The sequence below is a fragment of the Asticcacaulis sp. genome, assembly GCF_051956075.1.
In the GTDB taxonomy this organism is placed as follows: domain Bacteria; phylum Pseudomonadota; class Alphaproteobacteria; order Caulobacterales; family Caulobacteraceae; genus Asticcacaulis.
The window spans coordinates 1-14,098 of the sequence record NZ_JBQCGA010000037.1 but is presented as its reverse complement, the minus strand read 5'-3'; the positions used below and the strand labels follow the sequence as shown (position 1 = coordinate 14,098).

The window sequence follows — 14,098 nt, the reverse complement described above, 5'->3', positions numbered from 1 at the left end:
GCGGAGTTTATTCACATGGTCACTCCCGTCACCCGTCGCTTTGCGGCCATCGCGCTCGCCGCTTTTTCCACATCCTTATGTCTTGGCGTCACCGCCACCGCCTATCAGGTGCAACCTCTCACCTATTTTCTGGCGCCCAAGGGCCCAAAATCGCAGACGCGCCTCACCGTCATCAACACCGACGCCACTCAGCTCGACGCCGAGCTGGCGGTGTTCAGCGTCGATGTCGACGTTGACGGCAAACGCGCCTTTACGCCTGCGGACGACCAGTTTCTGATCTTTCCGCCCCAGGCCAGCATCAAGCCGGGCGCTGCGCAATCCTTTCAGGTTCGCTATATCGGCGACCCCGCCATCACGCAGGGCCGCATCTATGTGGTGCGCGTCAAGCAGCTCAACATCAACTATGTCGAACGCGAGGTGAAGCCCGGCACCACGTCGCGCGTCGCCATCATGCTGAATTTCAACACCACCGCCGTCGTGCAGCCTCTCAAGGCGCATGATGATGTCGCCATCGTCAGCAATCTGACGCCGCTTGCCGGTAAGGACGCCAAATCGGCGGGATTTGTCGCCACGGTCGCCAATTCCGGCGACGCCGTCGCCGATCTCAGCGCGTTGAAATGGCGGCTCCTGCGCAACGGCAAGAGCGAAGATCTGGAGATCATGAAGCTGAAATTCGGCGAGACCTCCATGCTGGCGCCGGGCGCCCAGCGGCGCGTCGTTCTTGACGGCGCCATCGGTCAAGGCGCGCAGCTTCAGCTCGCTTCGGCGGGCTGACCATGTTCCGCCCATATGGCCGCGGTCGCCGCAAGTGGCTTTACGCCGCGCCGGCGACCGCAGCGGCGATCTGGAGTCAGGCCCTGGCGCAAACTGCGCCGCCCGTCGCCCAGGCGTCGAATACGGCCGCTTCAACCTCACAGACGCCGCCAAAAGCGTCGCCAAAACCGTCGCCAAAACCGCCGCAAGAGCGACGTACATCGCTGATCGCGCCATTGATCCTGAACGATAAAAACCTCGGCGACATCACGGTTGAGGTCGATGCTGCGGGACATGCGACCATCGACTGCGTGCGTCTGATGGCGCTGCTTGGCGATCTGTTGTCGCCGAGCGCCCGATCGGCGTTGGAAACCCAGATCGGCGGACGGAGCGAGGTTCCGATCGAGCAACTCTCGCAAGCGGGTCTGGTGTTCCGTTTCGATATGGCCACCCTGGAGGCGCATATCGAAGCCAGTCGCGACAATCTGCGCATTGAGCAGGTCAGCGTCTTCGGGCGTGGGGCGCCGGATTTTGCGCGCATGCGGCCGCCGGCGCGGCTGGCCGCGGCGATCAACGCCACCGTCGATCAGGTCTATACGCGCTCGCTCGGCGAGACGACGCGCCAACCGCTCAAGGTCGGAATCGACGGCGTCGTCACCGCGGGCGGATTTGGCGGAACGGTCTTCCGCTTCGGCGGGCTGTGGTCCGACCTCTCGTCGGGGACCAAATGGACGCGCGCGCAAACGAGCCTCAGCCGGGATTTCTTCAACAGCGCCATCCGTGTCAGCGCGGGCGAGTTCAACGTGCCTGTCACCGGGTTTCAACGCGGCGGCGCGGCGCTGGGCGTCAGCGTCAGCCGCGACTATGACGGCATCCGCCCGTTTGAAAACATCCATCCATCGGGGCGCAGCGCCCTGACGCTCGACCGCGACTCCACCGTCATCGTTCTGGTCAACGGCGTCGAAACGCGACGCATGCGCATGTCGCCCGGTCGTTACCAGTTCTCCGATTTCGGCGCGCCCTATGGCAGCAGCGCCGTCAAGCTGATAGTCGAAGACATCTATGGCCGACGCGAAGTCGCCTCGCTTTCCCTATTCAATTCCACCAATCTTCTGGCCAGCGGCGTCACCGATTTCGCCTTCTCCGCCGCGCAACGGCCCAGCTTCAATCAGGGCGAATACGCAGGCCCGATCATCGCCTCCGGCTACTGGCGGCGCGGCTTCGGCGACCGCTTCACCCTGGGCGGCGGCGGACAGTTCGGCGGCGGCAACAGTCTGGCCTCCGGCGAACTCAGCCTCGGCGCGCGTCCCGGCATCCTGGGGCTGACCGCCGCCGTGAGCCGATACCGCGGCCGCAGCGGTTCAGCGGCGGCGCTGGATTTTCGCCACGAGCATCAGGGGCGGCTGCAAAAATCCTTTGTCGCCACCGTCTCGGCTGAGACCGTGTCGGCGAATTTTGCTTCGCCCTGGCAGACCGCGCCATCGCAAAACGACGAGCGTTGGCGCGTCGACAGCCGTTTAGAGTGGCGCAGCGCGCTGCGCACCCTCGCCCTTGGCCTGCACGCCGAGGACTTTCGCCACAGTCCGGCGGAACGCCGTCTGGAATTTTCGGCGACGCGGGCCTATCGACGCCTGTCCACGGCCCTGACACTCGGCGTCGAACGCGGCCCGCGCGGCGGGTACGGCGGTTATGTCTTGCTGGCGCTCAACCTGCGTCTGGGCGAGCGCACCTCGGCCAACGCCCTTTACGATACGCGCGCGCCGCACAGCCGCACGCTGAATATTTCGCGCTACGCCGATCAGGCGGTCGGCGATGTCAGCGGGCGCATCCAGGTCTCGCAGGACAGCGATCACCAGGGCGTCTCCGGTTATGTCGATTATTACGGCAACCGCATGCTGGCCCATGCCGAGGATAATGTCATCTATACCGACAACGCCAATGGCGGCGATACGCGCCTGTCGGACCTGCGCGTCTCCTCGGCCCTGGTGTTCGCCGACGGCGCCTGGAGTCTCGCCCGCCCCGCTCCGCGCGGCTTCATCGCCTTTCCCGTGCATGACAGTCTCAAAGGCGCCCGCGTCACTGTCCGGGACGAGGCGGGTCGTGTGGCGGCGCGCGGCGGCCTCCTGCCCGCCGTCGTTCCGCTTGATGGCGTCTATCTTGAGCGCACCTATGGATATGACGTCACAGGCGCGCCGGACACCTACGATTTCGGCGACACGACCGCGCATGTCTTCCCGGGCGCGGCGACCGGCTATCGCGTGCAGATCGGCTCGCCTTACTGGAAGCTGGCGCTCGGTTACCTCAGCCAGGATGGCGCGCCGCTGGCCCAGCAGACCTTCGAGCTGCGCAGCCTGACCGACAAGGCGTTCGCGCCGCAGACCATCTTCACCAACTCGGCGGGACGCTTCGCCGCCGACAGCCTCGGACCGGGCGACTACGAGATCGTCTTCAACGACGCTCCGGTCGCGCGCTTCACCATCCCCAATGACAGGAAAGGCCTTATCAATGTCGGCAAAATCGATATTTCCCGCAATGGCCAATCTGGCGGCCAATCTGGCGATCAGCCTGGCCGTTAGCGCGCTTGTCCCGCTTGTGCTGGCGGGAACGGCTCAGGCCTGCGCCGTAACCCTGAGCGATCTGCGCATTTCGCCCGTCGCCTATGATCCGTTCGCCTTCGCAACCGTGCGCGCGACCGCAGACGTCACGGCGCGGCTGGACGACCCGGACGGCTGCGATCCGGTTCTCTCCCTGACGAAGGACGACCTTAGCCCGATCGACCACCTGTCGATTGGCGGCGCACCTGCCGTCTTGTTCGACATTCGGCCTGTCGGCGCGTTCGCCGCCGGTCAGGACGTCACGCTGCATCTGACGCCGGACCATCCCGCCGACACGGCGCACTGGGAGCTTGTCCTGAGCCGCGACGCGGTGCTTGCGCCGGGAAGCTATACAACGCCTCTGGCGGTCAGCGCCCGCCTCGACGGTCAGGCTGCGCGCGTCATCAGCCGCGGCGCCTTTCTGCTGAACGTACCCTCGCGCGCCCAGGTCAATATCGCCGGCGCTTCCGGTCATTTCGGGCAGGGCACGCTGTCGACGCTCGACTTCGGGCAGATGTCGAGCGGCGAACAAAGGCGCGCCTTCGTGCAGGTGCGCGCCAACACCCCGGTCCTGGCGGTCGTAAGCTCGCGCAATGGCGGCGTCATGCGCAACGAGACTCTGCCGTCCGCCGAACCGGTCGCCTACACGGCGAATCTGGATGGAAAGGCGCTTAACCTGACGCAGGTGAACCTGCGGGCGCTCGATCCCCCGCCCAGCGTCGACGGCCTCTCCCTGCCGCTGGATGTCACGCTCGGCGCCGTGGAGGGCAAGATGGCAGGCCATTACAGCGACGTCATCACCATCGACGTCTCTCCACGATGAACGCGCGCCGCAGGCTTGACCTGTATCAATTCATCACAGGTTCGCTCTGGTAGTCTGGCGCCGTCCCTTCAGACGCAAACCTGCAGCGGACTTTCAAAAAGCCCCCGGCGAGGGCTGACGCGAAGGAAATGACCCTATGTTGCAATATCCCATCTCTCAACCGTCTCATCACGCGCACCATCATGCCCCTGTTGCGATCGGAGCGTCGCTGGACCGCCTGTCGGTCGGCCTGACGGCGGGCGGGCATGATCAGCAAAGCTGGCTGTCCGATAGTTTTGAATTCGACAAGGACGCCCGTTTCATTCTCAGCTTCGACCTCGGCGTCCAGTTTGGCAACGCCAAAGCGCGTGAGCTGATTGAACAGGGCGTTGTCAGCTTTACAGGCGGACGCGTGCGCCTGGGGACGCCGAAATCTCAATCGGATCTCGACGAAATGCTTGTCGTATCTCGCAACAGCGGCCGCAGATGGCGCCGCAAGATCGCGCATCTGGCCAATGGCGACTGGGCCGTGATCCGCTCGCGTCTGCTGCAGGACGCCGATGGACCGTCAGAGGGCCTCATCGAGCTGGTGATCAAACCCGCCGCCCCGGTGCTGGACGGCGAACTGGCGGCGGTCGCCGAGGTCTTCGGCCTCACCCCCATCGAATCGCGCGTCCTGCTGGGGCTGGCGCGCGCCCAGTGCCCCAAGCTGATCGCCACGGCCTGCCGGGTGTCGGTGCATACGGTCCGCTCGCACATACGCGCCATCTACGCCAAGCTGGGCACGCGCTCAAGCGCCGCCACGCAGGCGCTCGTTCTGGGGCTGCGCGATTAAGCTGTCACCGCAGACGACGCCTTTTAGGCGATTTTTTTTGATTATGGTTAAATGAAAGCGCGTCATTTCATATAGGGTGCATACCGTAAGTTGAAACTCGATTGATGGACTTTACTTGCGCGCCCTGACAGGGGACTGATGGCGACAAGATCGATCCTGCTCAGGTTGCGGTACCATGAAAGCGATAAAACCTACCGGCCTGACGGTCGGAACCGTGCATGCTTATGTGACAGGCCAGTTAAGCGTCAAAAAAATCGCAGGCTTAAGTCATACCGACGAGAATCGGGTGTGACGTGGGCGCGGGGGACGAGAGGCTAAAGATTCACATCGTCGATGACGATGAACAGAACCGCAAGGCTCTGGCTTTTCTGCTGACGGCGTCGGGTCTGTCCGTCACGACGCATGCGAGCGGCGCCGATTTCCTGAGTCAGGCGGACGGCGACGGCAGGATATGTCTCATCACCGATCTGAAAATGCCCCACATGAACGGGGTGGAGCTGCTGCAACACCTCTCGCGCCGCACACCCGCCATAACGACGATTGTGCTCAGCGGGCAGGCCGACATTCCGCTGGCCATCGCCGCCATGCAGGCCGGCGCCTTCGACGTCATCGAAAAGCCCTTCGACGGAGAGACGCTTCTGCGCGCCATCCGGGACGCCAGCGACGGCGGCTCACGTTTCCCCCCTTCGTCTGAGATTGACGCCCGCGCCCGCGATCTGACCTCGGTGGAGCGTCAGGTGCTGAAAGACATCATGTCCGGCTATTCCAACCGCGCCATCGGACAGGATCTCGACATCAGCCCACGCATGGTCGAACTCCACCGCGCCAGCATCATGGCGAAAATGCGGGCCGCCAGCATGACCGATCTGGTGCGGCTGACCTTGAGCGCGCGTGGCATAGCGCTTTAAGCCGCGCTGAGGCGTTTGACGCCCGTCAAAGGTCTTCGTGGGAAAAGACGCTATGCGTCAGGCGCAAACCCAGTTTCGGAGACCGATCATGAACGACTTGCAACTGCGTCAGGATATCCTGGACGAACTGGCCTTCGATCCCGGCATTGACGCCGCCCGCATAGCGGTCGCGGTGGCGCGCGGCGTCGCCACCCTGGCCGGAACGGTCGGCAGCTACGCCGAAAAGGTGACGGCGGAAAAAATCGCCCTGCGCGTCAAGGGCGTTCTGGCCGTCGCGCAGGATATCAAGGTCGTCTATCCCGAAGATAAGAAGACCGGCGATGCGGAAATCGCCCGACGCGCCCTGGACATTATCGCCTGGGACGCGCGGCTACCCGAGGGACAGGTCAAGGTCAAGGTCCAGAGCGGCTGGGTGACGCTGGAGGGCAAGGTGGACTGGCAATTCCAGAAGGACGCCGCCGCCGAGGCCGTCCACAGGCTGAGCGGCGTCACCGGCGTCAGCAATCACCTCCTGATCGCCCCGCCCGTCAGCAGCGACGACATCAAACGCAATATTGAAAACGCGCTGCGACGCTACGCCGCATTGGAGGCGGACGCCATCCGGGTCGAAGTGTCCGGCGGACAGGTGACTTTGGAGGGCAAGGTCAGCGCCTGGCATGAACGCGGCATAGCCGAACACGCCGCCTGGTCCACGCGCGGGGTCGCCTCGGTCGCCGATCACCTCGCGCTGAAATGACAACGCGCATTTAACTGCGATCAAATCCGCCCGCCCGCAAACAGGATTTAGTGCGGCTTCAGGAGATAAGACGCCATTCATGACGATGCGGCCTTCGATAAGCGCAATAAGACGTGGTCACCGCAAGTTTGGGCACCGCAAGTTTGGGTCGCGCAGTTTTGGCCTGCGGAGACGGCTGCCGTGATGGACATCGCTCTTGCGCCGCCGATGCGTTCGCGTCCGATTTTAACAGCCATCATGTCAGGCCGCTTTGAAGGCTGGCCCAGCTACGTCCTTGCGATCATATTGGCGCCGCTGGCCTTCATCTCCTATTTGTGGATTGAGCCGCTTATCGCCTCGCGCATATCCTTCATGCTGGTTGAGTTCGCCGTGCTGGCGACCTCATTGACCGGCGGATTGCGCGCCGGGTTTCTGACCTTTCTGTTAGCGGCGACGCTGGCGTTGAAGCTGGCCCCGTTTCATGAAAACCTGGAAGAATCGGCCAGCCGCTTTTCTACCTATGCGGTGTCCGCTACCTTGGTGATTGTCCTGGGCGAGCTGATGCGCCGCTCGCAGCGCAGCGCCATTGCGATCCAGAGCCAGCTTGACTGGCGCGAAGAGCAGATCCGCTCCATGCTGCAAACCGCGCCCGACGCCGCCACGGTGATCGACGATACTGGGCGCATCATTTCGATCAACGCCGCCGCGGAGTTCCAGTTCGGTTATACGGCCGAAGAGGTGCTGAACAAAAATGTCAGCCTGCTGATGCCGGAGCCGGACCGCTCGAAGCACGACGGCTACCTTCAGCGTTATCTGAGAACCGGCGAAAAGCGCATTATCGGCAAGGGACGCATCGTCACCGCGCAACGCAAGGACGGATCGACCTTCCCGATCCTTCTGTCGATCGGGGAATTTTCCGCCGGGGACAAGCTCTATTTCACGGGCTTCATGCACGACCTCACCGACCGCCTCAAAGCCGAAAACGAGGTGCAGGAACTGCATGGCGAGGTCGCGCGGCTGTCGCGGCTGAACGAACTGGGCGAGATGGCGTCCACCCTGGCGCATGAATTGAACCAACCCCTGTCGGTGATCTCCAACTATGTGCAGGGCAGCCTGCGCCTGCTGGCGGACGTGCCCGGAAAACCGGCGGAAGCCGCGCGCGAAGCCTTACGCGAAACCACCAGCCAGGCCCTGCGCGCCGGTCAGATCATCCATCATCTGCGCGAAGCGGCGACTCATGGCGCGACGCGCATGGCCCGCGAACACTTGCGCCCGGTGTTCGACGAGGCGCTGCAACTGGCGCTGGCGGGCACGCGTCCGCGACGCATCCAGACGCGGACAAGCTGGCTGATCGAGGACGACGCCGTATTTGTCGACCGGGTGCAGATCCAGCAGGTGCTGATCAATCTGATCCGCAACGCCATCGAGGCCATGACCGCCGCGCCGCGCCGCCAATTAAGCCTGAGCGTGCGCCCGGATGGCGTCGGTCAGGTGCGCGTCGAAATCTCAGACACCGGCCCCGGCGTCAGCGACGATATGGCGCAGCAGCTTTTTCATCCGTTCGTCAGCGGCAAGCCGGGCGGCATGGGCATCGGCCTGTCCATCTCCAAGCGCATCATCGAAGCGCATGACGGCGTTATCGGTGCGCAACGCAATGCCGACGGGGGCGCGACCTTCTTCTTCACCCTGCCGCTCGCAGAAGATTTCGAGGGCAAGCCCGATGGCAAGGGACATAGATGACCGGGCGTGTGATCCATATTGTCGACGATGAGGCGCCGGTGCGCGCCTCGCTCGCGTTTATGCTGGTCAGCGCCGGATTCACCGTCAAGGCGCACGACAGCGCGCGCGCCTTCCTGGCGGCGAGCTGGAAACCGGATGAGGTTTGCCTGCTGACCGATCTGCGCATGCCCGATATGGATGGACTCGAACTGCTGACCGAAATACGTCGCCGGGGAATCGACGCGCCGTCCATCGTGCTGACCGGTCACGGCGATGTGCCTATGGCGGTCGCGGCCATGAAGGCCGGCGCCAGCGATTTTATCGAAAAGCCCTACAGCGAAGCGACGATCATCGACGCCATTCATGCCGTGTGCGCGCGATTTGACGCGCATAGCAAGACCGGCCTCGGCGTCGCGCCGGCCGACGTGCGGCATCGGCTGCGGCAACTGACCTCGCGCGAGCGCGAGATTCTGGAGGGCGTCGTCGCAGGATTGCCGAACAAGACCATCGCCTATGATCTGGAGATCAGCCCGCGCACCGTCGAAGCCCACCGCGCCAGCATCATGGCCAAGATGCAGGCGCGCAGCCTGCCGGAACTGGTGCGCATGACCCTGGCCGTGGACCTGAATGCGGACAACGGCGATCCCGATCGGAACCGCAACTGACAGATGCGCCCCCCGGCATGTGCGCCCCCGGCATGGGACCGTTTGACGCACCACAGCCGGTCGCCGGTAAAAATGCTGGCCAAAAATGCTGACAAGGCAATCGCTTGCGCCCTGCGCCGCCTGTCTAGGTAATAACCCCTAGGGACATGACCGGATACCGCAGGCGCCAAATTCGCGCCATGAGTGAGATCGCCACATTTCAGGGAGAAGCCCTCATGTACGATTTCAGCCACGCCGTCTCGCCCGCAACGCCGCCCTCCATAGCGCCTTATCCAGCAGGAGTCGGCGGCGAAGACGCCGTCGCCGGACCGGTGACGGTCTATAACGCCGGGGCTGAAATCTATGCCGAAGGCGACCGTTCAGGCGCGCTCTACCGCCTCGTTTATGGCGTCGTGCGCGTCTATCGCCTGCTGGCCGACGGACGCCGCCAGATTTGCGCCTTTCACAGGGCGGGCGAGATTTTCGGCTTTGAGGCCGGGGCGGAACGACACTTCTTCGCCGATGCCGTCAATCCTGTCGGTCTGCGCGTCCTGCGTCCGGGCGGCGAGGTCGAAACCTCGCGTGAACTGCTCAATCTGGCGCTGAACTCGCTGGAGCGCGCGCATGACCATCTTCTGACCGTGGGCCGCAACGACGCCATGGGCCGCGTCGCCGCCTTCCTGCTGGAGATGGGCGCCGACCGCGATGGCGAGGCCTTGCGTGAAATCGACCTGCCCATGTCCCGCGCGGACATTGGCGATTATCTCGGCCTGACCATCGAGACCGTGTCGCGCGTCCTGACCCGTCTGAAGTCGGCGCGCGTCATAAGGCTGGCTTCGACGCGGCATCTGGAAATCCTGCGCCGCGACGTTCTCGAAGACATGACCGCCTGACGGGAGTTTCGCCATGATCGCTCCGCATCGCTTCGCCAGCATATTATGCCTGTTTCAGGGTGAAATGTCCGAACTCAACGCTCTGGGGGTCGCCATGGGTCTGGCCCGTCGGCAAAGGGCGCACCTGAGAATCCTGCATATTTCGCGCCCGCCCATGAGTATACTTGATCCGCTCGGCGCCGGCGCGGTGGCGGGCGCCATTGGCGGCGGCGCCGTCATCGACCAGTTGATCCGCGACGACGAGCGCGAAATCGCCGTGGCGCGGCGCCACGTCACCGACTGCATCGGTCAGCACGCCCTTCCGTTATGCGTCACGGAACAGGCTTTCGAAACGGCGGCGGCGCCCTCAGCGCTGTTCTCCCCGGTCGACGATTTCGCGGCGCCCGCCATCGCGCGTTTCAGCGCCGGCGCCGACATCATCGTCACCGTGCGTCTGGACAGCGGCGGCCTGACCACGGAGTCCGGCGTCCTGCCCGCGCTCTTAGCGACGCGCAAACCCTTGCTGTTCGCGCCGCCCGCCGTCTGCCGCCCGGCCTGCGCCCTGTTCGAGCCGCGCCGCGTCGCCATCGCCTGGGACGGCGGCGCGCAGGCGCAACGCGCCATGGAGGCCAGCCTGTCCATCCTGACCGGCGCCGAGCATGTCAGCCTGATCTATGTGGAGGAAAACTCCGATCGGGCGCCCGCTTTACGCGAAGCGCAGATCTATCTGCGCAAACAGGGCGTGGCCGCCGACGTCAGACACTATCAGCCTGTCCCTTCGACCGGCGCAGCCCTGCTGCGCGCCGCCGACGACGACAATGCGGACCTGCTCGTCATGGGCGCCTACAGCCACAATCGCCTGGTCGAGGCCGTTATCGGCGGCGCCAGCCGCCATGTGCTGCGCCATGCCGACCTGCCTGTCCTTATGACGCACTGATGAAAACGGCGGCGAAAAGGGGGGCGCATGACGGTTTCCTTCTCCATCCGCGCCCTGAGCAAGCGCTATGGCGCCGGAGCGATGACGGTGCAGGCCCTCAACGATGTCAGTTTCGACATCACGCAGGGCGAACTGATCATGCTGGTCGGCCCGTCCGGTTCGGGCAAGTCCACCCTGCTCAACATATTGGGCGGGCTCGACCACGCCAGCAGCGGCGAGGTGCGTTTCGGCGACACCGTGCTGACCGCGCTGAAGGACAAGGCGCTGACCCTTTATCGCCGACGCCATGTCGGCTTCATCTTTCAGTTCTACAATCTGATCCCCAGCCTGACCGCGCGCGAAAACGTCGATCTGGTGCGCGAGATCGCCGACGACCCGCTGTCCGCCGAGGAAGCGCTGGGTCTGGTCGGCCTGACCGAACGGATGCACCATTTTCCCTCGCAACTGTCCGGCGGCGAACAGCAGCGCGTCGCGGTCGCCCGCGCCATCGCCAAACGCCCCGCCATACTGCTGTGCGACGAACCGACCGGGGCGCTCGACCTGCAAACCGGCGTGCAGGTGCTGGAGGCTTTGTCGCGCATCAACTCCGCCTATGGCGCGACCACCCTTGTGGTCACGCACAATGCCGACATCGCCCGCATGGGATCGCGCATCGTGCATTTCGCCGACGGTCAGGTGCGCGCCATCGACGAAAACGCCAGACCCGCCCTGCCCTCTGAACTGGTGTGGTGAGCCATGCGCGCGCTGGACGCCAAACTGCTGCGCGACATCTGGCGGATGCGCATGCACGCGCTCGGCGTCGTGCTGGTGCTGGGCTGCGGGCTGGCCGTGCTGATCATGGCGGTGGGGATGCGCGAAGCGCTTGAGCGCACGCGCGCCAACTATTACGCCGAGCGTCACATGGCCGATCTGGCCGTCAATCTGGTGCGCGCGCCCGAGCGTCTGGCGCGGGCCATCGCCGCAGCACCCGGCGTGGCGGCCATCGAAACACGCGTCTCCGGCTACGCCCTGCTCGACCTGCCGCAGATTGTCGAGCCGGTGTCGGCGCGGCTGATCTCGCTGCCCGCGTCAGGCCGCCCGCGCGTCAACGATCTTGCGCTGACGCAAGGCCGCTGGCCCGAACGCGGCGACGAGGTTCTGGTCAATGAAGCCTTCGCCAACGCCGTCAAGCTGAAGCCGGGCGCGGCGCTGAACGCCGTCCTGCATGGCCATCGCCAGCGCCTGATCGTCGCCGGAATCGCCAATTCGCCCGAGTTCGTCTTCGTCTCCGCGCCGGGCGAAATGTTCCCACAACCCGAACGCTTCGCCGTCATCTGGATGGGACGCGACGCCCTGAGCGACGCCTACGATATGCGCGGCGCCTTCAATGAAGCGGTCCTGCAACTGGCGCCCCATGCCGATGCGCGCGCAGCGATGACCGCCATCGACGCCCTGACCGCGCCTTACGGCGCCACCGGCGTTTTTGGCCGCGACCGCATGATGTCCGACCGTTTCCTCAGCGAGGAACTGAACCAGCTCGGCATTCTGGCCACCTTCATCCCCGCCTTCTTCCTGCTGGTCGCCGCCTTTCTCGTCAATATGTCGATGGACCGGGTCATCGCCATGGAGCGCGCCAATATCGGCCTCCTCAAGGCCATGGGCTACGGCGATCTCGCCATCGCCTGGCACTACGCCGAAAGCGCGCTGATCTTCGCCGGGATGGGGCTGGCCGCCGGGATCGGCGCGGGCGTCGTCTATGGGCGCTTCATCGCCGGTCAGTACCGGCAGTTCTACCATTTTCCCAGCCTCGACTTCGCCCTGTCGCCGGGCGTCGTCGCGCTGGCGGCGGCGGCGGCGTTCGGCGCGTCGCTGCTGGGCGCCGGAACCGCCGTATGGCGCGCGGCCCGGTTGCCGCCAGCGGCGGCGCTGGCCCCGCCCATGCCGACCCGTTTCGGTCGCGCAAACGCCAAGGCCGGCTCCAGGCTTGAGGCGCTCGACGACAAAAGCCGCATCATCCTGCGCCGGGTGATCCGCTTTCCGCGCCGTGCGGCCACAACGGCCATCGGTATCGGTCTGGGCATGTCGATCCTGATCGTGATCCAGTCCTTTCCGGCGGAGATGACCTATATGCTCGACGTGCATTTCGGTCTGGCCAACCGCCAGAACGTCACCCTAAGTCTGGCTGAACCCCGTGATGAGGCCGTCATGCACGACATAGCGCGCCTGCCCGGCGTGCTTCAGGCCGAACCCTTCCGCGCCGACGCCGTCACCTTCTCCCATCGCAACCACACCGTCGAGGAGGTGATTATCGGACTCGACGCCGGGCAGAGCCTGAGCCGTCTGGTCGGACGAAACTTGAGCGCCCTCAGCCCGCCGCCGGACGGGCTTTTGCTGTCGCGCAGTCTGGCGAACCGTCTGGACGCCCGCGCAGGGGACAGGATCATGACCATTGAAACCGGGGGGCGGCGTATCGCTGGTCCGCTCCGGGTCGTCGGCGTCGTCGATCCGGTCATTGGCGGCTCCGCCTATATGGATCGCACCGCTCTGGCGCGCTGGATGCGCGAACCCGGTCAGATCAGCGGCGCCCAGATCCGCATCGACCCGGCGCATTATCAGCCATTCAACGCGGAACTGAAGACAACGCCCGTACTGGCGGGCGCCAGCTTCGTGTCCCTGGCTGAGCGCGCCATGCGGCGGAACTTCCGCGAACATATGGGGCTTTTGACCACCATCTATTCGTCCTTCGCCGCCGTCATGGCGGGCGGGGTCGCCTTTTCGGCGGCGCGCGTCACCCTGGCCGAGCAGGAGCGCGATCTGGCCACCTTGCGCTTTCTGGGCTTTACGCGTCTTGAGGCCTCCTATGTGCTGATCGGCGAGATCGCTTTCTTGAGTCTGTTAAGCCTGCCCTTCGCCCTGATCTTCGGCACGGCGATGGCGGTCTGGATGACGCATCTGTTCGGCACGGAAAACTTCTCGTTTCCGTTTGTCTTCAACCCATCCGGCTACGCCTTCGCCATCGCCTTCACCCTGGCCTGCGTCGCGGCGGCGGCGCTGGTCGTGCGCCGCAGCATCGACCGGCTGGACATGGTCGGCGTGCTGAAAGCGAGGGAATAGACAATGAAGCCGCCCAAGCTTAGCCTCGCCACAATCTTCTGGCTGACCGCCGCCCTCCTTCTGGCCATGGGCTTGACGGCGCTGGTCTGGCCCCACGCCAAATCCGTGGAAACCGCCATCATTGATCGCGGTCCGGTGCAATACGCTCTCGTCGATCAGGGCCGTACGCGCATTCATGACATCTACATCGTCTCTACGCCCGTAGCGGGCGAAGTGCAGCGCGTAC

13 protein-coding genes are annotated in these 14,098 nt (G+C 64.6%); all 13 read left to right on the top strand.

Features of this window, described 5'->3' with window-relative positions; translation table 11 throughout:
* Positions 1-15: 15 nt before the first annotated feature.
* Positions 16-774 (top strand): hypothetical protein, encoded by a 759-nt coding sequence (locus tag ACTHLA_RS10260; protein WP_440188359.1) that lies wholly within the window; start codon positions 16-18, stop codon positions 772-774.
* A gap of 2 nt (positions 775-776) precedes the next feature.
* Positions 777-3,329, top strand: a complete 2,553-nt coding sequence (locus ACTHLA_RS10255) for a hypothetical protein (RefSeq protein ID WP_440188356.1) — start codon at positions 777-779, stop codon at positions 3,327-3,329.
* Positions 3,286-4,170, top strand: coding sequence for a hypothetical protein (locus ACTHLA_RS10250; protein ID WP_440188353.1), 885 nt, complete (start codon positions 3,286-3,288; stop codon positions 4,168-4,170). Before ACTHLA_RS10255 ends, ACTHLA_RS10250 begins: the two co-directional genes overlap by 44 nt.
* 136 nt (positions 4,171-4,306) lie before the next feature.
* Positions 4,307-4,984 carry a helix-turn-helix transcriptional regulator gene (locus ACTHLA_RS10245; RefSeq protein WP_440188350.1) on the top strand — a complete coding sequence of 226 codons (678 nt, stop codon included), beginning with the start codon at positions 4,307-4,309 and terminating at the stop codon, positions 4,982-4,984.
* A 293-nt stretch (positions 4,985-5,277) separates the two neighbouring features.
* Complete coding sequence (locus tag ACTHLA_RS10240) at positions 5,278-5,892, top strand: response regulator transcription factor (RefSeq protein ID WP_440188347.1); 615 nt, start codon at positions 5,278-5,280, stop codon at positions 5,890-5,892.
* A gap of 88 nt (positions 5,893-5,980) precedes the next feature.
* Positions 5,981-6,628, top strand: a complete 648-nt coding sequence (locus ACTHLA_RS10235; RefSeq protein ID WP_440188344.1) for a BON domain-containing protein — start codon at positions 5,981-5,983, stop codon at positions 6,626-6,628.
* A 183-nt stretch (positions 6,629-6,811) separates the two neighbouring features.
* The gene (locus tag ACTHLA_RS10230; RefSeq protein ID WP_440188342.1) at positions 6,812-8,347 is read left to right on the top strand and encodes a two-component system sensor histidine kinase NtrB; all 1,536 of its coding nucleotides are present in this window, start codon (positions 6,812-6,814) and stop codon (positions 8,345-8,347) included.
* Positions 8,344-8,991, top strand: coding sequence for a response regulator FixJ (fixJ, locus tag ACTHLA_RS10225; RefSeq protein ID WP_440188339.1), 648 nt, complete (start codon positions 8,344-8,346; stop codon positions 8,989-8,991). The genes ACTHLA_RS10230 and fixJ overlap by 4 nt, the downstream gene beginning before the upstream one ends.
* Positions 8,992-9,206: 215 nt before the next feature.
* Entirely contained in the window at positions 9,207-9,863 is a 657-nt protein-coding gene (locus tag ACTHLA_RS10220) for a helix-turn-helix domain-containing protein (protein ID WP_440188336.1), read from the top strand.
* A 13-nt stretch (positions 9,864-9,876) separates the two neighbouring features.
* A complete protein-coding gene (locus ACTHLA_RS10215; protein WP_440188333.1) occupies positions 9,877-10,779 on the top strand; it encodes a universal stress protein in 903 nt (300 codons plus the stop codon).
* Positions 10,780-10,806: 27 nt separating this feature from the next.
* Positions 10,807-11,511 (top strand): ABC transporter ATP-binding protein, encoded by a 705-nt coding sequence (locus ACTHLA_RS10210; RefSeq protein ID WP_440188330.1) that lies wholly within the window; start codon positions 10,807-10,809, stop codon positions 11,509-11,511.
* 3 nt (positions 11,512-11,514) lie between these two features.
* Positions 11,515-13,872 carry an ABC transporter permease gene (locus ACTHLA_RS10205; RefSeq protein WP_440188327.1) on the top strand — a complete coding sequence of 786 codons (2,358 nt, stop codon included), beginning with the start codon at positions 11,515-11,517 and terminating at the stop codon, positions 13,870-13,872.
* Positions 13,873-13,875: 3 nt separating this feature from the next.
* On the top strand, positions 13,876-14,098 hold a 223-nt coding region (locus ACTHLA_RS10200; protein ID WP_440188324.1), incomplete at its 3' end, for a hypothetical protein.

What these genes read in the sequence shown, in the direction of transcription:
- ACTHLA_RS10260 (WP_440188359.1), top strand. Translation starts at nt 16, where the DNA reads ATGGTCACTCCCGTCACCCGTCGCTTTGCGGCCATCGCGCTCGCCGCT.
- ACTHLA_RS10255 (WP_440188356.1), top strand. Translation starts at nt 777, where the DNA reads ATGTTCCGCCCATATGGCCGCGGTCGCCGCAAGTGGCTTTACGCCGCG.
- ACTHLA_RS10250 (WP_440188353.1), top strand. Translation starts at nt 3,286, where the DNA reads ATGGCCAATCTGGCGGCCAATCTGGCGATCAGCCTGGCCGTTAGCGCG.
- ACTHLA_RS10245 (WP_440188350.1), top strand. Translation starts at nt 4,307, where the DNA reads ATGTTGCAATATCCCATCTCTCAACCGTCTCATCACGCGCACCATCAT.
- ACTHLA_RS10235 (WP_440188344.1), top strand. Translation starts at nt 5,981, where the DNA reads ATGAACGACTTGCAACTGCGTCAGGATATCCTGGACGAACTGGCCTTC.
- ACTHLA_RS10230 (WP_440188342.1), top strand. Translation starts at nt 6,812, where the DNA reads ATGGACATCGCTCTTGCGCCGCCGATGCGTTCGCGTCCGATTTTAACA.
- fixJ (WP_440188339.1), top strand. Translation starts at nt 8,344, where the DNA reads ATGACCGGGCGTGTGATCCATATTGTCGACGATGAGGCGCCGGTGCGC.
- ACTHLA_RS10220 (WP_440188336.1), top strand. Translation starts at nt 9,207, where the DNA reads ATGTACGATTTCAGCCACGCCGTCTCGCCCGCAACGCCGCCCTCCATA.
- ACTHLA_RS10215 (WP_440188333.1), top strand. Translation starts at nt 9,877, where the DNA reads ATGATCGCTCCGCATCGCTTCGCCAGCATATTATGCCTGTTTCAGGGT.
- ACTHLA_RS10210 (WP_440188330.1), top strand. Translation starts at nt 10,807, where the DNA reads ATGACGGTTTCCTTCTCCATCCGCGCCCTGAGCAAGCGCTATGGCGCC.
- ACTHLA_RS10205 (WP_440188327.1), top strand. Translation starts at nt 11,515, where the DNA reads ATGCGCGCGCTGGACGCCAAACTGCTGCGCGACATCTGGCGGATGCGC.